Below are 20,636 nucleotides of genomic sequence, written 5' to 3'. Positions count from 1 at the left end.
CTGGCGCGCGAGCGCTTCGCCGCGGGACTGCTCGGCGCGGACGCGCTCCTTGGCCGTCTCGACTCCGAGCCGCGCCTCGATCTCGTGCTCGCGGGCAGCGTCGACGGCGCGCTGCAGGGCGTCGCGACCGCTCACGTCGAGGATCGGCCGGGGGCGCGACCGCGCGGTCTCGAGCTCGCTCCTCGCCGTCAGCGCGGCGCGCTCGGCGTCGCCCACCCGCTCGGACGCGATCGCGAGCGCCTTCTCGCCGCGGCCGAGCTCGGCGACGGCGGACTCGTGCTGCGCACGGACCCGGCCGAGCCGCTCGGTGTGCGCGGCGCGAGCGGAGTCGTGCTCGCGCAGAGCGGCGAGGGCGAGGCGCGACTGCTCCTTGGCCCCCTTGAGGGCTCCGCTCTGCTCGGCGAGGTCGAAGCGGAGCCGGTCGATCCGTCCGACGATCTCCTCGAGGGCGGCATCGGCCGCATCGCGCTCCGAGACGAGCTCGAGACGGCTGCGCTGACCGCCCGCTCCGCCGCTCACGACGAAGTCCGAGACGGTGGCGCCGTCACGGGTGACGACGGTGATCGGATGCGGGTGCCCGGCCAGATCCGGCCAGATCCGGCGGGCTGTGGCGAGGTCGTCGACGACGACGACCTGCTCGAGCAGGGCGAGCACGGCGGGAGGGCCGGTGACGAGGTCGCGGGCGCGCCTCGCTGCGTCGGGGACATCGAGGGCGAGCGGCGCCCGGGAGGAGCCGCCGACGAGCAGCTCGACCCGGCCGAGGTCGCGGCGGACCGCCTCGTCGAGCGCCGCCTCGGCACGGGCCGCGTCGTCGGCGAGCACCGCGTCGGCGAGGGAGCCGAGGGCCGCCGCCACGGCCGCCTCGTAGCCGGGGCGGACCTGGATCCGCTCGGCCAGGCGTCCGTCGACGCCGTCGAGGCGCGAGGCGAGGAGCTCGGACGAGCCGTCGGAGACGTCGAGCGCGAGGGACAGCGCGCTCGTGCGGGCGGCGAGCCCGTCGCGTTCGCGCTCGAGCGCGTGCAGCTCCTCGCGCAAGCGCTCGATCTCGCCCTCCGCCTCGAACACGGCGGACTGCGCGAGCTCGTAGCTCTCGTCGAGGGTGCCGTCAGTGCCGCCGCCCGCCTCGCCGATCTCGTCCTCGAGCCCGTCGAGCTGGCGCTCGGCGGCGTCCCGGCGCTGCATGGCGGAGTCGAGGGTGTTCTGCGCGCGGAGCACCTCGCCCCGGACGGCCGCGAGACGCGACGCCGCGGCATCGGCCTTGCCGGTGAGCTGCGAGATCTGGAGGTCGTGGCGCGAGACGAGGGCGGACTGCGCCGCGATCTCGTCGTCGAGCGCATCGAGCACCTGCCGCGCGCGGACCGTGTCCTTCTGCGAGGCGGCCCACGCGGCCTCCGCATCGAGCACGCCCTGCTTCAGGCGGTCGAGCTCCTCCCGTGCCTCGTCGAGGTCCCGCGGGGTGACGCGGGGCTGCACCTGCGGCTGCTCCGACTCCGCGTCGAGCAGCGCGAGGCGCTGACCGGCGAGCGCCTGCAGGTTGCGCAGCCGCTCCTGCACCGACTCCAGCTCGAACGTCGTGCGGCGCGCGTCGTCGACGGCGTCGCCCACCCGCTCGGACTCGATGCGCGCCATCCGCAGCGTCGCCTGCTCGAGCTTCTCCTGCAGCACGATGCGCTCGCCGTGCCGCTCGCTCTCGGACCGTGCGAAGCCGTCGAGGGCCGTCCGCAGGGTCACGACGTCGTCGGCGAGCAGGCGCGCGCGGGCGTCGCGGACGACCGCGGCGATGGTCTGCGCCTGGCGCGCCACCTCGGCCTGACGCCCGAGCGGCTTCAACTGCCGCCGGATCTCGCCCGCGAGGTCAGAGAGACGGGTGAGGTTCGTCTGCATCGCCTCGAGCTTGCGGAGCGTCTTCTCCTTGCGGCGGCGGTGCTTGAGGATCCCGGCGGCCTCCTCGATGAAGCCGCGCCGCTCCTCCGGGGTCGCGTGCAGCACGGCGTCGAGCTGCCCCTGGCCGACGATGACGTGCATCTCCCGGCCCAGACCGGAGTCGCTCAGCAGCTCCTGCACGTCGAGCAGACGGCAGGAGCGCCCGTTGATCGCGTACTCGCTGCCGCCGTTGCGGAAGAGCGTCCGGGTGATCGTGACCTCGGTGTACTCGATCGGCAGAGCGCCGTCGGTGTTGTCGATGGTGAGGGCGACCTCGGCCCGGCCGAGCGGTCCGCGCGTGGACGTCCCGGCGAAGATGACGTCCTCCATCTTGCCGCCGCGGAGGGTCTTCGCCCCCTGCTCCCCCATCACCCAGGCGAGCGCGTCGACGACGTTGCTCTTGCCCGAGCCGTTCGGCCCGACGACGCACGTGACGCCCGGCTCGAAGGCGAACGTGGTCGGCTGAGCGAAGGACTTGAACCCCTTGAGGGTCAGGCTCTTCAGATGCACCCGCCGGCCTCGCTCCTGTCGAAAAACGCTCCCCACGGTACTGGACGACCAGCGCCGATCCGCGGAGGCGGGCCTGCGGCGCCGCGCGGCGTGCACACTGGGGAGGTGACTCCTCCGCTCTCCCCCGTGACGCTCCCGGTCGAACCGGGGCCCCCGCTCGGCGCCGCGGAGCGGGAGCGCTTCGCCCGGCAGATCCGCCTGTCCCCCCTCGGAGAGCTCGGGCAGCGGCGCCTGCGGAACGCGGCCGTGCTCGTGCTCGGTGCGGGAGGAATCGGCTCCCCGGTGATCACGGCGCTCGCCGCGGCGGGCGTCGGGCGGCTCGGCGTCGTGGACGCCGATGTGGTCGAGCCCTCGAACCTGTCCCGGCAGACCGCGCACGACGACTCCTCGGTCGGCGTCTCGAAGGCGGAGTCGGCGGTCGCGACCGCGCGGCGGCTCTCGCCCGGCATCGACGCCCGCGCCTTCCCGGTGGCGTTCACCGCGGCCAACGCCGATGCGCTCGTCGCCGGCTGGGACGTGGTCGTCGACGGCTTCGACACCTTCGGCTCCCGCTACCTCGCCTCCGACGCGACGACGCGCGCGGGAGTGCCGCACGTCTGGGGTTCGGCGCTTGGCTTCGACGGGCAGCTGTCGACGTTCTGGTCGCGCGCCCCCGGCGGCGGAGTGACGCTGCGCGCCCTGCATCCGGAGGCCGAGGACGCCGCCGACAGCTGCGCGACGGTCGGGGTGCTCGGCTCGCTCTGCGCGACGATCGGCTCGGCCATGGCGAGCGAGGTCGTGAAGCTCGTGACGGGTGTCGGCACTCCGCTGTTCGGACGGATCGTGGTGCACGACGCCCTCGACGGCTCGTGGTCCGAGCTGCCGCTCGCGCGCCGGGTGCCGGAGCTCCCCGGACGCAGCGGAGTCGCCGGGGCGATCACCGCCGACGAGCTCCGCGCCCGGCTGGCGGCGCACGAGCCGCTGACGGTCGTGGACCTGCGCGAGGACTCGGAGGACCGCTCCGTGTCGGTGCGCGGTGCCGTGCGGATGCCGATGTCGGCCTTCGACCCGGCGCTGCTGCCCGCGGGTCCGCTCGTGCTCCACTGCGCGTCGGGAGTGCGGTCGCGGATCGCGGCCGACCGGGCGGCGGCCGCCGGGATCAGCGCGGACTCGCTGATCGGCGGGGCGGCGGCGCTGCGGATCTGACGCGGGCGGTCGCTCAGCCGCCGGCGAAGGGCGGCAGCACGTCGACCGAGGAACCCGCCGTCAGCCCAGTCGCGCGGTCGGTCGTCGACACCCCGTCGACCAGGTAGCTGCACCGGCCGAGCACCGCGGCGGACTCCGGGGAGCCCTCGAGGAGGCGCGCCTCGAGCGCCGCGAGGTCTGGCAGCTCCTCGAACTCGTCCGAGGCTCGCCCGAGCGCGGCCTTCGCCGCGGCGAAGTAGCGGACCCGCACGCTCATCCGCCGATCGCGCTCATCGTGCGCTCGGGCTGCACGAACCCGATGCGGTTCATCTCGTGCCCGGCGGGCTTCGCCCACATCGCCCCGCGCCAGAGCTGGGCCACGTGGTGGTCGTCGACGCCGGCGCGCATCGGGCCGAGCAGGTCGGTCTCCTCGTTCGAGAAGAGGCAGCTGCGCACGCCGCCCTCCGCGGTCAGTCGCGTGCGGCGGCAGTCGGCGCAGAACGCCTCCGTCACGGAGGCGATGATGCCGACCTGGCCCAGGAGCGGACCGCCTTCGCGATCGCGCACGTCGAACAGCTCGGCGGGGGCACCGTCGCGGGGAGCCGCGTGCGGGCTCAGCACGAACCGCTCCGACAGCAGCTCCCGGATGCGCTCCGCCGTGATCATCGTCGCTCGGTCCCACCCGTGGTCGGCGTCGAGGGCCATCTGCTCGATGAACCGCAGCTGGTGGCCTCCGGCGAGCGCCCAGGCGAGCAGCTCGGGCGCCTCGTGGTCGTTGATCCCCGGGAGGAGCACCGCGTTGATCTTGGTCTGCTTCAGGCCGGCGGGGGCCAGTGCGTCGATGCCGGCGAGGACGCGGTCGAGGAAGGGGCGCCGGGTCACCTTCGCGAAGGTCTCGGCGCAGATCGAGTCGAGCGAGACGTTCACTCGGTCCAGGCCCGCCTCGGCGAGCGCCGCCGCCCGGCCTGAGAGGCCGATGGCGTTGGTGGTCAGCGAGATCTCGGGGCGGGGCTCCAGAGCCGCGACGCCGCGGATGATCTCGACCAGGTCCTTGCGCAGCAGAGGCTCGCCGCCGGTGAAGCGGATCTGCCGCACGCCGAACTGCTCCACCGCGATGCGCGCGAGACGCACGATCTCGTCGCGGGTCAGCAGAGCGGCGGGTGGGAGGAACGGGAGCCCCTCGGCCGGCATGCAGTAGGTGCAGCGCAGATTGCACTTGTCGGTCAGCGAGATGCGCAGGTCGTCGGCCGCACGTCCGTGGGTGTCGACGAGCAGCGGGGTCTCGGGCCGGTCGGCCGGGAGCTCCGCCCCCCGCTGACGGGGTCGGACGCCGGGCATCCCGAGTACGGTGCTCATCCGGTCAGACTACGCGGCGGAACCGTGTGCGACCCGGCAAGATAGGGAACCCGCCCACCCCACGTGGGGGACCCGCCGAGAGGACCCGATGACCTCGATCGACATCCACGCCGCCCGGGTGCGCGCTCTGCTGGCCCCGCTCGCGACGCGCGGTGCCCGCGAGGCCCTGTCGCTCGATCCGCGGAGCGTGGCGGCGGATCCGGGAGCCTACGACCGGCGCGTCCTCGCCCGCACCGTGCACTCGCCGCTGGACCTCCCGCGCTTCGACAACTCGCAGATGGACGGCTACGCCGTGCGGGCCGCGGATCTGGACGAGGCGTCCGCGGACGCCCCGGTCGTGCTGCCGGTCGCCGCGCCGGTCCCCGCCGGCGAGAGCGCCCCGCGGCACTCCCACGGCACCGCCGTGCCGATCATGACCGGCTCGCCCCTCCCGGTGGGCGCCGACGCCGTCGTTCCGATCGAGCGGGTCGACCCGCCGCGCTTCCCCGACGCGTCCGCGACCGGCGCCCGGGTCGCGTTCGCGGCCCCCGTCACTCCGACGACCTTCGTGCGCGCTCGGGGCAGCGATGCCGCGGCCGGCTCCGTCGCGCTGGCGGCCGGCACGGTGCTCCGCGCCGCGCACTACGGACTGCTCGCCTCGCTCGGTCTCGTCGAGGTCGAGGTGCTGCCCCGGATCCGGGTGCTGATCGTGCCGACCGGCAACGAGATCCGCCCCGCGGGGACCGAGCTCGAGGCCGCCCAGATCTACGACGCCAACGGCGCGCTGCTCGCCGAGGCGGTCCGGGAGGCCGGGGCTCTGCCCGTCGTCGCCCCCTGCGACAGCGACCGCGCCGAGGACCTGCTGGCGATCCTCCGCTCGCGGGCGGGCGACGCCGACCTCGCGGTCACGGTCGGCGGAGTGAGCGCCGGCGCCTACGAGGTCGTGCGCGACGCTCTCGGCCCCGCGGGATCCGAGTTCGGGCACGTCGCCATGCAGCCGGGAGGCCCGCAGGGCCTGGGCCTGGTCGCGGTGTCGCCGGAGGCGCACCTGCCGATCGTCTCGCTCCCCGGGAACCCGGTGAGCGCCCTCGTCTCGTTCGAGGTGTTCCTGCGCCCGGTGCTCCGCTCGCTCGCCGGGCGCTCGCCGGCGGAGCGGCCCCGGCTCCGCGCCCGGCTCGGCACCGCGCTCGACTCGCCCGCCCACCTGCACCAGATCCGGCGGGGAGCCCTCGACGACGAGGGCCTCGTGCACCCGGTCGGCGGGCCGAGCTCGCACCTGCTCGCGTCCTACGCGCGCTCGAACGTCCTCATCCACGTCCCGGTCGGGACCGAGCACGCCGCGACCGGCGACACGGTCGAGATCTGGAGGATCGATGACTGAGAACCTGACGCACGTCCGAGGAGACGGGGCCGTGCACATGGTCGACGTCGGCGCGAAGGACGTCACGTCGCGGACGGCCGTCGCCGAGGGCGTCGTCGTCACGACTCCCGAGGTGGTGCGGCTGCTCGAGCAGGGCGAGCTGCCCAAGGGCGAGGCCCTCGGGGTCGCCCGCATCGCCGGGATCATGGGGGCCAAGGCCACCGCGACCCTCATCCCGCTCTGCCACCCGCTCGCGCTCGACGGGGTCGACATCGATCTCGAGACGCTCGAGGACCGCGTGCGGATCGAGGCGCGGGTGCGCACGAGCGGCCGCACCGGGGTCGAGATGGAGGCGCTCACCGCCGTCAGCGTCGCGGCGCTGACCGTCTACGACATGATCAAGGCCGTCGACCGGGGCGCCGTCATCACAGGCATCCGGGTGCTGGCGAAGGACGGCGGGAGGAGCGGATCGTGGAGCAGGGAGTGACGCGCCGCGCCGTCGCGGTCGTGGCGTCCACCCGCGCCGCGTCCGGTGTCTACGAGGACCGCACAGGACCGGCGCTGCTGGCCTGGTTCGCAATCCGCGGCTGGAGCGGCGAGGTGGTCGTCGTGGCCGACGGGGACGCGGTGGGCGAGGCGATCGGCGACGCCCTCTCCTCCGGAGCAGACGTGGTCGTCACGACGGGGGGCACCGGCGTGGCGCCCAGCGACGTCACTCCGGAGCAGACCGCACCGCTGCTCGAGCGGACCCTCCCGGGCCTCGCCGAGGCTATCCGCGCCCGCGGAGCGGCCAAGGTGCCGACCGCGGTGCTGAGCCGCGGGACGGCGGGGGTCGCCGGACGCAGCGTCGTGGTGAACCTGCCCGGCTCGCCCGGCGGCGTCCGCGACGGCATCGACGTGCTCGATCCGGTGATCGGGCACCTCCTCGATCAGCTGGGAGGCGGCGACCATGTCCGATGACGGCGTCGCCCTCGCGCGCATCGCCGCCGAGACGATCACGGTCGACGAGTGCGAGCAGGCGGTCGACTCCTCCGCGCACGGTGCGGTCGTGACCTTCGCGGGCGTCGTGCGCGACCACGACGAGGGCCGCGGAGTGCTCCGGCTGGCCTACGAGGCGCACCCGGACGCACCGGCCGCGCTGGCCGACTCCGCCCGCCGCATCGCCGAGCGCTTCCCCGAGGTGCGCATCGCGGCCGTGCACCGGGTCGGCGACCTGGTCGTCGGCGATCTCGCGCTCGCCTGCGCGGTCGCCTCCCCGCACCGCGCGGCCGCGTTCGAGGCCTGCGCGGCGCTCGTCGACGACATCAAGGCGACGGTGCCGATCTGGAAGGAGCAGTCGTTCGTCGACGGCAGCTCCGAGTGGGTGGCGTCACTGGGCTGAGCCCCTGGCGGATCCGCCAGCGACCGGCACCGGGCGCCGGTGGAGCGCCGAGCGCGGGTAACACGGGTGTCACACGCGTGCTGTTCACTGGAGGAGCGCGCATCCCGCGGGCACCGGCGAGAGGCGGAGCATGGACCTCAGCACGATCCAGCGCGTGCGCGTCGTCCGCGAGCGTGCGGAGCTGGCGGCGATGGGGCCGCGCACGGCGGTCATCGGAGGCGGCTCCTGGGTCTTCTCCCTCCCCCACGACCACCTGGACGAGCTGCTCGACCTCCAGGGCTTCGGCTGGGAGCCGCTGCGCTGGAGCGCGGAGGGCCTCTCGGTCGCCGCGACGTGCACCTTCGCCGAGCTCGCAGCGATGCCGGACACGGGCCGCACCGCCCACCGCCTCTTCTTCCAGTGCTGCACGGCGCTGCTGGGCTCGTTCAAGATCTGGAACGTCGCGACCGTCGGCGGCAACATCGCGAACGCGCTGCCGGCCGGGCCGATGATCAGCCTCGGCGCCGCGCTCGACGCCCGTGCGCTCGTCTGGCGGGCCGACGGCTCCGACGATCTCGTGCCGGTGGCCGAGCTCGTCACCGGCAACACGACGACGCTGCTCGAGCATGGCGACGTGATCCGCTCGATCGAGTTCCCGGCGCACGCCCTGGACGCCCGCACCGCCTACCGCAAGATCGCGCTGTCGCCCCTGGGCCGCTCCGGAGCGGTCGTCATCGGACGGCTCGACCGCGACGGCGCGTTCGTGCTCGCGGTGACCGCCGCGACGATCCGGCCCGAGGTGCTGCGCTTCCCCCGGGCTCCGTCCGCGCCGGAGCTGGCCGCGGCGATCGACGCCGTCGGCACCTGGTTCACCGATCCGCACGGGGCCGCCGACTGGCGGCACGCGGTCGTCGGCGTCCTCGCGGAGGAGATCCGCGAGGAGCTCGCCCGCCCCGAGCACGACGGAGGCGTCGCATGAGGTTCACCGTGAACGGCGAGGAGGTCGACGCGACGCCGCGCCCCGGTCAGGTCCTGCGGACCCTGCTGCGCGACCACGAGCACTTCGAGGTGAAGAAGGGCTGCGACGCCGGCGACTGCGGCGCGTGCTCGGTGCTCGTCGACGGAACCGCGTTCCACTCCTGCCTCTACCCCGCTCACCGCGTCGAGGGGCGCTCGGTCACCACCGCCGCCGGGCTGGGCACCCCGGAGGAGCCGGGCCCGGTGCAGCAGGCGTTCGTCGACTCCGGCGCGTTCCAGTGCGGCTTCTGCACGGCCGGCATGGTCGTCACCGCCACCGCGATCCAGGGCGCCGACCCCGTCGATGTGCCGCGGCTGATGAAGGGCAACCTCTGCCGCTGCACGGGGTACCGGGCCATCGGCGAGGCGATCGCCAGCTGCGGCCACGAGCATCCGACCGGGCTCACCCCCGTGCGCCGCACCGGCCGGCCCACCGCCGACGAGTCGCGGGTCGGCCGCTCGCTCGGCGCCCCCGCGGGCCGGCGCATCGTGTCGGGGCGGGAGCCGTACACGCTCGACGTCGCCGTCCCGGGGCTCCTGCACCTGAAGGTGCTCCAGAGCCCGCACGCCCACGCGCGGATCGTGTCGATGGACACCCGCGCCGCGCGGGAGCTGCCCGGCGTGGTCGCCGTGCTGACCGCCGACGACGTGCCCGACGTGCTGTACTCCACCGCCCGGCACGAGTCGCGGCTCGACGATCCCGACGACACCCGGATGCTCGACACCGTCGTGCGGTTCCGCGGGCAGCGGGTCGCCGTGGTCGTCGCCGAGTCGGTCGCGCAGGCCGAGATCGCCTGCCGCGCGATCGAGGTCGAGTACGAGGTGCTGCCCGCCGTCTTCGACCCGGAGGATGCCCGTGCGCCCGGGGCGCCCCTCCTGCACGGCGAGAAGGACCCGATCGCCTCGCGCATCGCGAAGCCGGCGTCGAACGTCGTCGCGGAGCTGCACGGCGAGTACGGCGACGTCGAGGCGGGCTTCGCCGAGGCGGTCGTCGTCGTCGGCGGCACCTGGACGACGTCCCGCGTCGCGCACACCGCGCTCGAGACGCACGGCACAATCGGGTGGCTCGAGGGCGACGAGCTGGTGCTGCGCACCTCGACGCAGGTGCCGTTCCTCGTCCGCGACGAGATCGCGCGCCTGTTCGACCGCGACCCCTCGAGCGTCCGCGTCTTCACGGCGCGGGTCGGCGGCGGCTTCGGCGGCAAGCAGGAGATCCTGACGGAGGACGTCGTGGCCCTCGCCGTCCTCGCCACCGGGCGCCCGGTGCAGTTCGAGTTCACCCGCTCCGACGAGTTCACCATGGCGCCCTGCCGGCACCCCATGCGCGTGGGCGTGCGCCTCGGTGCCCGGCAGGACGGCCGACTGACGGCGATGAGCGTCGACGTCCTGTCCGACACCGGCGCCTACGGCAACCACGGCCCCGGAGTGATGTTCCACGGCACCTCGGAGTCGGTCGCCGTCTACACCGCGCCGAGCAAGCGGGTGGACGCGCAGGCCGTCTACACGAACAACATCCCCTCGGGCGCCTTCCGCGGCTACGGCCTCGGCCAGGTGATCTTCGGCATCGAGTCCGCGATGGACGAGCTCGCGCGGGAGCTCGGGATCGATCCGTTCGAGCTGCGGCGGATCAACGCGGTCCGGCCGGGCGATCCGCTCGTCGTCACGCACGTCGAGGGCGACGACATCGGCTTCGCCTCGTACGGCCTCGACCAGTGCCTGGATCTGACCGAGCAGGCGCTCGCGCGCGGGAACGGCGTCGCGGCGCCCGCGGGCGACGACTGGCGCGTCGGCGAGGGGACGGCCGTCGCGATGATCGCGACGATCCCTCCGCGCGGCCACTTCTCGGAGGCGACGGTCACCGTCGACGCCGACGGGATCCTGACCGTGGGCGTCGGGACCGCCGAGTTCGGCAACGGCACGACGACGGTGCACACGCAGCTCGTCGCGAGCGCGTTCGGCGCGTCGGCCGACCGGGTGCGCATCCGGCAGTCCGACACGGCCGCCGCGCGCTACGACACCGGCGCCTTCGGGAGCGCGGGCACAGTGGTGGCGGGCAAGGCCGTGTACTCCGCCGCCGTGCGGCTGCTCGCCGACCTGCGCTCGCTCGCCAAGCGGATCACGGGGCACGACGACTTCGAACCCGACGACTCCGGGCTCCTCGCGCCCGACGGCACGCGGGTGACGTTCGACGAGCTGGTGCGCGCCGCCGGCGGTCCGGTCACCGCGACCGGCACCGAGGACGGAGCGAAGCGCTCGCTCGCCTTCAACGTGCACGGCTTCCGCGTCGCAGTGCACGTGCCCACCGGAGAGGTGCGCATCCTGCAGTCCGTGCAGGCGCCGACGCCGGCTACGTGCTGAACCCCGACCAGTGCCGCGGCCAGGTCGAGGGCGGGTCGGCGCAGGCGATCGGCTCGGCGCTGTACGAGGAGGTGATCCTCGACGGCGAGGGCTCCGTGACGACGGCGATCCTGCGGAACTACCACATCCCGCAGATGGCGGACGTGCCGGTCACCGAGGTCTTCTTCGCCGAGACGGCGGACGACCTCGGGCCGTTCGGGGCGAAGTCGATGAGCGAGGCGCCGTACAACCCGGTGGCTCCGGCGCTCGCGAACGCCGTGCGCGACGCGGTCGGCGTGCGGCCGTTCGCGCTGCCGGTGTCGCGCGACCGCGTCTGGCGGATGCTGCACCCGGACGCGGCGCCGATCCGCACGGTGGACGCGCAGGCTCCGCAGGGCTGAGGCTGCTCCTGCGCGGGCGGCGTCTCGAGACCCGCCCGCTCCCGGACGATGCGGATCTCGATACGCCCGCGGAGGGGGCTACTCGATCAGCAGGCACGGGCAGCCCCCGCGGGGCTCGATCAGCAAGCGGGCGCGGTCAAACGCGGGAGGCGAGGTCCGCGCTCGCCCGGGCGACCTCGCGGGCGATCGCGTCCTCGTCGGCGTTCACGAGGCGTCCCTCCGAGACCGTCGGGCGGCCGTTGACCAGCAGGAGCGAGAGCGGGGGCTGAGAGCCGAGGGCGAGGGCGGCGACCGGATCCGCGATGCCCGCGTGCTCGATCCCGTCGACCTTCCAGAGCGCCAGGTCGCCGAGCTTGCCGACCTCGATCGACCCGATCTCGTCCTGCCGGCCGAGCACCCGCGCGCCTCCGATCGTCGCGATCGAGAGCGCCTGACGGGCGCTCATCCGGTCGGCCCCCGCGCGCAGCCGGTTCATCAGCACGGCCTCGCGGATCTCGACGCCCAGCTGCCCCGACTCGTTGGAGGCGGCTCCGTCGACCCCGAGCCCGACCGGCACCCCGGCCGCCAGCAGCTGCGGCACCGGGGCGATACCCGCCGCGAGCCGTCCGTTGGAGGACGGGCAGTGAGCCACTCCGGTGCCGGTCGCGGCGAACTTGGCGATGGCGTCGTCGTCCAGGTGCACGCAGTGCGCCATCCACACGTCGTCCCCGAGCCAGCCGAGCGACTCGAGGTAGTCGGTGGGCGACATCCCGAACGCCTCGCGGGTGTAGGCGTCCTCCTCGATCGTCTCGGACCCGTGCGTGTGCAGCCGGACGCCCAGCTGCCGGGCGAGCACGGCCGATTCGCGCAGCAGATCCGGAGTCACCGAGAACGGCGAGCACGGCGCGATCGCGACGCGCACCATCGAGTCGAACGAGGCGTCGTGGTAGCGCTCGACCGCCGCCCCGCTCGCCTCGAGCGCCGCCGCGGTCGTGTCGACGGCGAAGTCCGGCGGCAGCCCGCCCTGCGACTCGCCGAGGTCCATCGACCCGCGGGTCGCGTGCAGCCGCACTCCGAGGGTCGACGCCGCGTCGACGATGCCGCCGACGATGTCGCCCGAGCCGCGCGGGAAGACGTAGTGGTGATCGCCCACCGTCGTGCAGCCGGAGCGGGCGAGCACGCCCATCGCGCCCAGCGAGGCCGACCGGGTGAGGTCGGCGTCGATCCGGGACCAGGCCGGGTACAGCGCCACCAGCCAGTCGAAGAGGATCGAGTCCTGCGCCCAACCCCGGGTCAGCCACTGGTACAGGTGGTGGTGGGTGTTGATCAGGCCCGGGGTCAGCAGGTGGCCGCGTCCGTCGACGCGCGTGATCGCCACCGGCTCCTGCGCGGGGAGTCCGGTCGGTGCGCGGCCCTCGACGGCCCAGGTCGGGGCGTCCCCGGCTCCGACGGCGACGATCCGCGAGTCGTCGACCACGACGTGGCCGCTCGGATGCTCGGCGCCCGCCGCGTCGACGGTCGCGACGTGGGCTCCGGTGATGATGTGGCGCTGCATCCCCCGAGCATGCCAGCGGAGTGTTTCGCGGCCGTTTCCCGCGGTCGGAGGACCCGCCGGTTGGTCAGGCGGTCGCCGAGTGGATCGGACCGGCGCCGGCGCGCAGCGGCGCCCCTGAGGCGCCCGCCCGCGTCGCCAGCACCTCGGCCAGGATCGACACGGCCGTCTCCTCGGGTGTCGAGGCGCCGATGTCGAGGCCGATCGGCGAGTGCAGCCGCGCGAGCGCCTCCTCCGCCACCCCCGCCTCGCGGAGGAGCGCCAGCCGGCGCTCGTGCGTCCGGCGCGACCCCATCGCGCCCACGTAGCCCACAGGCAGCGTCAGGGCGAGCTCGAGCAGAGGGATGTCGAACTTCTCGTCGTGGGTGAGCACCGCGACGACCGTCCGCTCGTCCACCGCCGTCCGCGCGAGGTAGTCGGAGGGCCACTCCACGACGACCTCGTCGGCGGCGGGGAAGCGCTCGGCCGTCGCGAACACCGGGCGGGCGTCGCACACGGTGACCCGGTAGCCGAGCAGCGCTCCCGCAGCGCACAGCGCGGCCGAGAAGTCGACGGCTCCGAAGACGAGCAGGCGCGGCTTCTCGGCGCTCACGATGAACGCCACTTCGAGCTCGCGGCCCCGGCAGTCGATCTCGATCGTGGCCGAGCGGCCGGAGTGGAGCCGCGCCTCGCGCTCGGCGAGGATCCGGCGCACCGTGGCGTCGTCGAGGGAGGGGCCCACCACGTCCTGCGCGCGGGTGGCGCCGGTCAGCACCAGGCCGACGAGCTCCTCCGGGCCGCCGACGATCATCGCCAGCGCAGCGGGGCGGCCGGCACGCGCCGCGCGCAGCTCGGCGAGCACCGCACCGGAGCCGGGGTCGATCGCGTGGCCGAGCACCCGCAGCTGGCCGCCGCAGGAGAGACCGGCCGAGAACGCGGCCTCGTCGTCGAAGCCGAAGTGCTCGGCCGCGGCTGACCCCGTACCGAGCACCTCCTGCGCGAGGGCGTACGCCTGCGCTTCGACGCAGCCGCCCGAGATCGAGCCGATCGCGGCTCCGCTCCCGTCGACCGCCATCGACGAGCCGAGAGCGCGCGGAGCCGACCCGAACACGTGCGTGACGGTCACCACCGCGAGCCGCTCGCCCGCGTCGACGCGCTGCAGGATCGGGACGGCGAGCTCGAGCATGGCGGCCTCCTCGGGCAACGGGTGGGAGGCGGCGCTGCCGGGGCGCGGGGTCGGCCGGGAGGGCTCGTCCGCACGAAACATGCCGAGTATAAGGTCGATCCATGCCTTCGGACTCCCCCTCCCTCGACCTCGTGATCCGCTCCTCCGCCGTTCTGACGGAGCACGGGTTCCAGCCCGCCAGCGTGGCCGTGGCCGAGGGGCTGATCGTGGCGGTGAGCGCGATCGACGCCCCGTGGGAGGCGCGGGAGGTCGTCGAGCTGCCCGACGGGCAGGTCCTGATCCCGGGCGTCGTCGACACGCACGTGCACGTGAACGAGCCGGGCCGCACGGAGTGGGAGGGGTTCGCCTCCGCCACCCGCGCCGCCGCGGCCGGGGGCGTCACCACGATCCTCGACATGCCGCTCAACTCGATCCCGCCGACGACCACCGTCGCCGGTCTCGAGGCCAAGCGCGCCGCCGCCGGTCCGCAGGCGCTGGTCGACGTGGGCTTCTGGGGCGGGGCGGTCCCCGGGAACCTCGGCTCCCTCCGCGAGCTGCACGACGCCGGCGTCTTCGGCTTCAAGTGCTTCCTGTCGCCCAGCGGAGTCGACGAGTTCCCGCACCTCTCGACCGATCAGCTCTTCGAGGCGATGCACGAGATCGCGGCGTTCGACGGACTGCTGATCGTGCACGCCGAGGACCCGGACGAGCTCGACGCGCACACGAACGACGGCGGCACCTCCTACGACGCGTTCGTCGCCTCCCGCCCCGACGCCTCCGAGAGCAGCGCGATCCTGCACGTGATCGAGGCGGTCCGCGAGACCGGCGGGCGCGCGCACATCCTGCACCTCTCCTCCGCGAAGGCCCTGCCGCTGCTGCGCGAGGCGAAGGCGGAGGGGCTGCGCATCACGGCGGAGACCTGCCCGCACTACCTGACCTTCGACGCCGGGACGATCCCCGACGGCGGCACGCAGTACAAGTGCTGCCCGCCCATCCGCGACGAGCGCAACCGCGAGCTCCTCTGGAAGGGCCTGCTCGACGGCACGATCGACATCATCGCCTCCGACCACTCCCCCGCCACGAAGGAGCTGAAGTTCGCGCACGACGGCGATTTCGGCCTCGCCTGGGGCGGCATCTCGGGCCTCGAGCTCAGCTTCCGCGCAGTCTGGACCGGAGCCCGCGAGCGCGGGATCCCGCTCGAGCAGGTCGTGGCGTGGATGTCGACGGGAACCGCGGCCTTCGCGGGCCTGGGCCAGAAGGGCCTGCTGCGGGCGGGCGCCGACGCCGATCTGGTGGCCTTCGATCCGGAGGCGCAGTCGCGCGTCGACGTCGACGCGCTCGCGCACAAGAACAAGGTGTCGGCGTACGACGGCCGGACGGTCCGCGGAGCCGTCACCGGCACCTGGGTCGGCGGCCGACGGATCGACGCGGGCACCGAGGCACCGGCCGGACGTCTGCTCGAGCGCCCCTGAGGACCGTGTTCCGGTCGCGTTTCGGGCGTGTGAACGCCTGCGGGTCCGGCGCCGGATCCGGACGGATCGCACAAGACTGGAGCGCGAGGAGCGCCCGATGCTGAACGCTCCGACGAAGCGGCACCCGGCCCCGGAGCGGCATCCTGGCAGACGGGCACCCGCCGCCGCCCACCCTCGAACGCGAACAGGAGCGGACATGTCGATCATCCTCGGAGACCACCAGTACGGGAAGGCCGAGAACCGCGTCGTCAGGATCTACCGCGACACCCCGCGCCACGAGATCCACGACGTCAACGTCTCGACTGCGCTGCGCGGCGACTTCGAGGCCGCGCACCTCGAGGGCGACCAGTCCGCGGTGCTGCCGACCGACACGCAGAAGCAGACCGCCTACTCCTTCGCGAAGGAGAAGGGGCTGCGCTCGATCGAGGCCTACGGTCTCGAGCTCGCCAAGCACTTCGTCGACGGTTACGCGCCCGTCCACGGCGCCCGCATCGAGATCGAGGAGTTCGCCTGGGAGCGCGTGCTCGTCGACGGGCAGGAGCACGACCACACCTGGGTCCGGAAGGGCCAGGAGGTGCGCACCGCATCCGTGACGGTCGAGGGAGTCGCCGCCGACCAGCGGATCTGGGTCACCGGCGGTTTCAAGGACCTCACGATCCTCAAGTCGACGGGGTCGGAGTTCCACGGGTTCCTGTCCGATCCGTACACGGTGCTGCAGCCGACGAACGATCGGGTGATGGCCACGTCGCTGGTGGCGAAGTGGCGCTTCGCGCTCACCCCGGAGGAGCTCGCCGCGATGGACTGGGAGTCGGTCTACTCGGGCGTGAAGGCCTGATGATCAGCCGCTTCGCGACCGTCCACTCGCTGGCGCTGCAGCAGACGCTGTTCGAGATGGGCAAGGCGGTGCTGGAGCAGTTCCCCCAGATCGTCGAGATGCGCCTGTCGGCCCCGAACAAGCACCACTTCGTCTACGACCTCTCGCCGTTCGGAGTGGCGAACGAGAACGAGGTCTTCCACGCCGCCGACCGCCCGTACGGGCTCATCCAGGCCAGTGTCGTGCGCGACGACGCGCCGGATGCCGGCCCGGCCTGGTACGCCTACACGGGACTGGTGTGACCGCCGCCGTCCACCGCGGGCACCTCCTGCACGTGGCCGGCCGGCCGGCTCTGGAGCAGGCGCGCGCATGCCTCGTGTCGATCCCGGACGGCGCGCTGGTCGTGGACGACTCGGGCGTCATCGCCTGGACGGGCCGCGTCGCCGACCTGCCCGACGCGTACCGCGCCCTCCCGGTGATCGGCGACTCCTCCGCGATCCTCGTACCCGGCTTCGTCGACGCGCACGTGCACTTCCCGCAGACGTACTCGCTCGACGGCTACGGCGGCGGGCAGCTGCTCGAGTGGCTCGACGGCACGATCTTCCCGGCGGAGGCGCGCCTCGCCGACGAGGCGTTCGCCGCCCGCATCGCCCGCGACTTCACCCGGCGCCGGATCGCCGCCGGCACGACCGCGGCGATGGTCTTCGGATCCGCGTTCCCGCACGCGCAGGACGCCCTCTTCGAGCGCAGCCGGGAGGCGGGCCTGCGCCTGGTCTCGGGACGCGGCGTGCAGACAGTCGGGCCCGCCTCCGCGGCGCCGCTGCTCACCGGCGAGGCCGAGGCGGTCGACCTGGTCGCCGATGAGATCGAGCGCTGGCACGCCGTCGACACCGGCGATCCCACGACGGCGCTCCTGCAGGTCGCGATCGTGCCGCGGTTCTCCCTCTCCGTCACTCCGACCACCCTCGGCGCCCTGGGCGACCTGTACGACGACGTGCGCGACCGAGGGGTGTACGTGCACACGCACCTCAACGAGAACGACCGCCCTGGCGACGGCGAGATCGCCGCGGTGCTGGGCTCGTTCGGCACCCGCAGCTACCTCGACACCTACGACGGGCTCTTCCTCCCGGGTTCTGCGCGGGGCGGCTCGTCGCTGCTGGGCCGGCGCACGATCCTCGCCCACGCGGTGCACTGCCAGGACGCGGAGCTGCACCGGATGGCCGAGACGGGCACCTCGATCGCGCACTGCCCGACGTCGCAGCAGTTCCTCGGCTCGGGCACGATGCCGTGGCTGCGCACCGTGGCGAGCGGAGTGACGGTGGCGCTCGGCAGCGACGTCGGGGCCGGCGACGAGTGGCTCGTGCCGCGCGTCGCGAACGACGCGTTCAAGGTGCACCTGTCCGAGCCCGGCGACGCGTCGGTGGCGCTGCACCCGGCCGAGCTGCTGTTCTCGGCGACCCTCGCCGGTGCGCGCGCCCTCGACATGGAGGACCGCTTCGGCAACCTCGACGTCGGCAAGGACGCCGACTTCCTCCGGATCGAGCCGTCGCGCTGGGAGCCGCTGGCGGACGTGCTGGAGCACGGCGTCCGCGCCGACGACGAGGAGACGGCGACGGCGCAGCTGCTCTTCGCGCTGCTGATGGGGATCCGTGAGCCGGCGATCGCGGCGGTGCACGTGCAGGGGCGCGAGGTGCGCGCTCCGGAGTAGCGCGGGCGCGCTCCGCGGGTGTCCGTGCGATCTGCAGGGGTCCGCACGCTCTGCAGGCATCTGCACGATCTGCAGGTGTTCCGCGCGGGAAGGGGCCTTCCTCCGCATCACGGCATCGGGCGCCCCCCGGATCCCCTGCGAATCGCACGCAGCGCGCACCCGCAGCCGCGCCCTCAGCGCAGCTGCAGCGCCAGGAACAGGTCCGCCCGGTCCGACGTGTTCGACAGGTCCCGCTGCGTCAGCTCCTCGACCCGTGCGATCCGGTAGCGCACCGTGTTCAGGTGCAGATGCGTCTGCTCGGCCGTCCGCACCCACGAGCCGCCCGACTCCAGGAACGCCGCCAGCGTCGCGACGAGCGCGGAGTTGTAGCGCGCATCGTGCTCGATCAGGCGGCCCAGCACGAGCTCCACGAAGACCGTGCGCAGGTGGTCCGGCACCGCGGTCAGCAGCTGCACCGCCGAGGTCACCTCGCCCGCGTCGTTGATCCGCACCCGTGAGCCGTCGCCGGGGACGCCCGGCAGGAGCATCCCGTAGCGCGCCGAGCGGAGCGCTCCGCCCAGTGCCGCGAGCGACGTCGCCGCACTCGTGCCGACCCGCAGGACCTGGCCGTCGAGCCCCGGCCCTACGCGCCGCAGGGCGGCGGTCACGACGGCCAGCGGATCTGCTCCGGTCGGGATCGCGTCGGTCGCGTCGACCGGCAGCACCGCCACCACGCGTCCCTCCGCGTCGCGACCCACGACCGCCCGGCCCAGATGGGAGGCGGCGTCGGTCAGCAGCCGGCGCGCGAGGTCGGCGGAGTCGTCGTCGTCGAAGCCTGCGGCGATCACCGCGCAGCGACCCACTCCGCCCAACCCCAGCTGACGGAGGTAGACGGCCGTCTCGGGCTGCTCGCTGTCCTCCTCGACGAGCTCGAGCAGCCGGTCGGCGAGAGCCGTGTCGGCGAGCGTCTCGGCGTCGCGCTGCAGCCGGTAGAGCCCGACGACTCCGGTGAGCTCGGTGACGGCGTCGAGCAGGGACGGGTGCCACTCGTTCCAGTCGCCGGCGACCACGACGAACCAGGCCGTCGCGCGGTGCTCGTCGACGCCGGTCACGGCGAAGACCGACAGCGTCCCGCCGTGCGCGTCCGGCACGGTGACCGGGTTCTGCCGGGCGGTCAGCCCGGCGTGCACCACGCGCTCGATCTCGGTCAGTCCGAGCGGCTCGGCGGCGGCCGCGGAGCGTCCGGTCCCGGTCAGGACGCGGACCGGCCGGCCGAGCTCGCCCGACGTCCGCGCGATCAGCTCGTCGAGGAGCTGGCCGCGGTACACGTCGGTCAGGAGCTGGCGCTGACGGGCGAGCCCCGCCGTCAGCCGGGCCACCCGGTCGCCGGCGAGCGCGTTCGAGAGGTGCGCAGTGATCGACGCGAACGAGACGTCGGCGGGCACCGCGAAGAGCGCGACGCCGTGCGTGCGGCAGGCCTCGATCACGTCGTCCGGCACGAAGCCGTACAGGCCCTCGCCCGCGAGCAGCGCCACCGCCCCGGAGGCGGCGACCGCCGAGACGAACGCGTCGCTGTCCTCGGCGCTGCGGCGCCACATCATGCCGGTCAGCACGAGCTGGTCACGGGCGAGGTAGCGGCGCGGATCGAGCAGGTCGGTCGTGAACGTCCAGTTCACGGGCCGCTCGAGCGCCTCGGGAGTCGTGTACACGGCCCGGATCCGCAGCTGCGGAGCATCGAGGACGTCCTGGAGCTGCACGCTCAGCTCCCCCGGTAGGTCGAGTAGGCGAACGGGCTGAGCAGCAGCGGCACGTGGTAGTGCGCGCCCTCGTCGCGAGCCGGAACGCGATGACGACCTCGGGGTAGAACGACTCCACCTCGCCGAAGTAGGTGGCGGTGTCGAAGACGACGCGGTAGACGCCGGCGGGCAGCGACTCCGGGCCGAACTCGGCGACCCGCCCGTCGGCGTCGGTGCGCGCCTGAGCGAGACGCTCCCAGCCGGAGGTGGCGCGCGCCTCGAGCACGACCGGCACCCCCTCGGCCGGCCGGCCGCGCACGGCGTCGAGCACGTGGGTCGTGACGTGGCTGGCGTGCGCGCTCATCGGGCGGCCTCCTCGAGGACGGCACCGGACTCGGGACCGAGCGCCCGCACGCGCAGGACCGTGATCTCGCGCAGCTGGTCGGCGACGATCGCCCGCTCGGCGGCGTCGTCGAGAGCGAGACGCCGCTCGAGCTCGGCGACGATCTCGGTGCGCGAGCGCCCGGCCGCGCGGATCAGGAAGACGCGGTCGAACCGCTCCTCGTAGGCGCGGTTGCCGGCGATCAGGCGCTCGGCGAGGTCCTCGTCACTCGAGGCGCTCGCGGCCTGCTCGGTGGCCGAGAAGGCGGAGGCGCGTCCCGAGGCGGCGTGCCGCTCCCCGATCCTGGGGTGGTCGGCGAGGGCGGCGTCGATCTCGTCCGTCGTCAGCGTGCGCGCGACGCGGTCAGCGGCCTCGGCGAGCTCCTCCGTCGAGGTGTAGGGCGCTCCCTGGGCGACCTCGTCGGCCCAGCGGGGCACGGCGAGGCAGGCGAGCAGGGCGTCCC

Annotated in this window: 17 protein-coding genes and 2 pseudogenes; 11 read left to right on the top strand and 8 right to left on the bottom strand. The window is 74.0% G+C overall.

Going from position 1 to position 20,636, the window contains the following annotated elements; translation table 11 throughout:
- Nucleotides 1-2,433 (bottom strand): chromosome segregation SMC family protein (locus B0T42_RS16445; protein ID WP_077224128.1); only part of this gene is annotated, 2,433 nt, incomplete at its 3' end.
- Between the two features lie 105 nt (nt 2,434-2,538).
- Between B0T42_RS16445 and B0T42_RS16440 the strand changes: the two genes are divergently transcribed.
- The gene (locus B0T42_RS16440; RefSeq protein WP_236720361.1) at nt 2,539-3,618 is read left to right on the top strand and encodes a ThiF family adenylyltransferase; all 1,080 of its coding nucleotides are present in this window, start codon (nt 2,539-2,541) and stop codon (nt 3,616-3,618) included.
- A 13-nt stretch (nt 3,619-3,631) separates the two neighbouring features.
- Here B0T42_RS16440 and B0T42_RS16435 read toward each other — a convergent pair whose 3' ends face one another.
- Nucleotides 3,632-3,874 (bottom strand): MoaD/ThiS family protein, encoded by a 243-nt coding sequence (locus tag B0T42_RS16435; RefSeq protein ID WP_077224126.1) that lies wholly within the window; start codon nt 3,872-3,874, stop codon nt 3,632-3,634.
- Nucleotides 3,871-4,953: a GTP 3',8-cyclase MoaA gene (gene moaA / locus B0T42_RS16430; protein ID WP_077224125.1), complete on the bottom strand. Its 1,083-nt coding sequence runs from the start codon at nt 4,951-4,953 to the stop codon at nt 3,871-3,873. The genes B0T42_RS16435 and moaA overlap by 4 nt, the downstream gene beginning before the upstream one ends.
- Nucleotides 4,954-5,041: 88 nt before the next feature.
- On the opposite strand from moaA, the gene B0T42_RS16425 reads away from it, so the two are divergent.
- The 6 genes and pseudogenes from B0T42_RS16425 to B0T42_RS16400 all read left to right on the top strand — a co-directional run bounded on the left by B0T42_RS16425 (nt 5,042) and on the right by B0T42_RS16400 (nt 11,407).
- On the top strand, nt 5,042-6,313 hold the full coding sequence (locus tag B0T42_RS16425) for a molybdopterin molybdotransferase MoeA (protein WP_077224124.1): 1,272 nt from the start codon (nt 5,042-5,044) through the stop codon (nt 6,311-6,313).
- Nucleotides 6,306-6,779, top strand: coding sequence for a cyclic pyranopterin monophosphate synthase MoaC (gene moaC / locus B0T42_RS16420; protein WP_077224123.1), 474 nt, complete (start codon nt 6,306-6,308; stop codon nt 6,777-6,779). Before B0T42_RS16425 ends, moaC begins: the two co-directional genes overlap by 8 nt.
- Nucleotides 6,764-7,252 (top strand): MogA/MoaB family molybdenum cofactor biosynthesis protein, encoded by a 489-nt coding sequence (locus B0T42_RS20535; RefSeq protein WP_236720360.1) that lies wholly within the window; start codon nt 6,764-6,766, stop codon nt 7,250-7,252. The genes moaC and B0T42_RS20535 overlap by 16 nt, the downstream gene beginning before the upstream one ends.
- Nucleotides 7,242-7,673 carry a molybdenum cofactor biosynthesis protein MoaE gene (locus B0T42_RS20530; protein ID WP_077224122.1) on the top strand — a complete coding sequence of 144 codons (432 nt, stop codon included), beginning with the start codon at nt 7,242-7,244 and terminating at the stop codon, nt 7,671-7,673. The genes B0T42_RS20535 and B0T42_RS20530 overlap by 11 nt, the downstream gene beginning before the upstream one ends.
- A gap of 130 nt (nt 7,674-7,803) precedes the next feature.
- A complete protein-coding gene (locus B0T42_RS16405) occupies nt 7,804-8,631 on the top strand; it encodes an FAD binding domain-containing protein (RefSeq protein ID WP_077224121.1) in 828 nt (275 codons plus the stop codon).
- Nucleotides 8,628-11,407: pseudogene (locus tag B0T42_RS16400) on the top strand (molybdopterin-dependent oxidoreductase). Before B0T42_RS16405 ends, B0T42_RS16400 begins: the two are co-directional and overlap by 4 nt.
- Before the next feature lie 136 nt (nt 11,408-11,543).
- Here the strand turns inward: B0T42_RS16400 and B0T42_RS16395 are convergent.
- Together B0T42_RS16395 and B0T42_RS16390 are read right to left on the bottom strand one after the other, a co-directional pair.
- Complete coding sequence (locus tag B0T42_RS16395) at nt 11,544-12,941, bottom strand: 8-oxoguanine deaminase (protein ID WP_077224120.1); 1,398 nt, start codon at nt 12,939-12,941, stop codon at nt 11,544-11,546.
- Nucleotides 12,942-13,005: 64 nt separating this feature from the next.
- Nucleotides 13,006-14,103 carry an XdhC family protein gene (locus B0T42_RS16390; RefSeq protein WP_077224119.1) on the bottom strand — a complete coding sequence of 366 codons (1,098 nt, stop codon included), beginning with the start codon at nt 14,101-14,103 and terminating at the stop codon, nt 13,006-13,008.
- 101 nt (nt 14,104-14,204) lie between these two features.
- Here B0T42_RS16390 and allB point away from each other — a divergent pair, with 101 nt between their 5' ends.
- The 4 genes from allB to B0T42_RS16375 all read left to right on the top strand — a co-directional run bounded on the left by allB (nt 14,205) and on the right by B0T42_RS16375 (nt 18,076).
- On the top strand, nt 14,205-15,554 hold the full coding sequence (allB, locus tag B0T42_RS16385) for an allantoinase AllB (RefSeq protein ID WP_077224118.1): 1,350 nt from the start codon (nt 14,205-14,207) through the stop codon (nt 15,552-15,554).
- 196 nt (nt 15,555-15,750) lie between these two features.
- Entirely contained in the window at nt 15,751-16,389 is a 639-nt protein-coding gene (pucL, locus tag B0T42_RS16380) for a factor-independent urate hydroxylase (RefSeq protein ID WP_446737389.1), read from the top strand.
- A complete protein-coding gene (locus B0T42_RS22800; RefSeq protein WP_446737388.1) occupies nt 16,389-16,670 on the top strand; it encodes a hypothetical protein in 282 nt (93 codons plus the stop codon). Before pucL ends, B0T42_RS22800 begins: the two co-directional genes overlap by 1 nt.
- Nucleotides 16,667-18,076: an amidohydrolase family protein gene (locus B0T42_RS16375; protein WP_236720359.1), complete on the top strand. Its 1,410-nt coding sequence runs from the start codon at nt 16,667-16,669 to the stop codon at nt 18,074-18,076. The genes B0T42_RS22800 and B0T42_RS16375 overlap by 4 nt, the downstream gene beginning before the upstream one ends.
- Before the next feature lie 173 nt (nt 18,077-18,249).
- Here the strand turns inward: B0T42_RS16375 and B0T42_RS20205 are convergent, their stop codons facing one another.
- From B0T42_RS20205 to uraD, 3 genes and pseudogenes are all read right to left on the bottom strand, one after another.
- Nucleotides 18,250-19,812 (bottom strand): helix-turn-helix domain-containing protein, encoded by a 1,563-nt coding sequence (locus B0T42_RS20205; protein WP_158078162.1) that lies wholly within the window; start codon nt 19,810-19,812, stop codon nt 18,250-18,252.
- A gap of 2 nt (nt 19,813-19,814) precedes the next feature.
- Nucleotides 19,815-20,155, bottom strand: a pseudogene (uraH, locus tag B0T42_RS16360) (hydroxyisourate hydrolase).
- Nucleotides 20,152-20,636, bottom strand: a 485-nt coding sequence (uraD, locus tag B0T42_RS16355; RefSeq protein ID WP_342418269.1) for a 2-oxo-4-hydroxy-4-carboxy-5-ureidoimidazoline decarboxylase, incomplete at its 5' end; no start/stop codon positions are given. The gene uraD and the pseudogene uraH, both read right to left, overlap by 4 nt.

The organism is Rathayibacter rhapontici, assembly GCF_001995175.1.
Classification (GTDB): Bacteria; Actinomycetota; Actinomycetes; order Actinomycetales; family Microbacteriaceae; genus Rathayibacter.
This window is presented reverse-complemented; position numbering and strand designations above follow the sequence as displayed.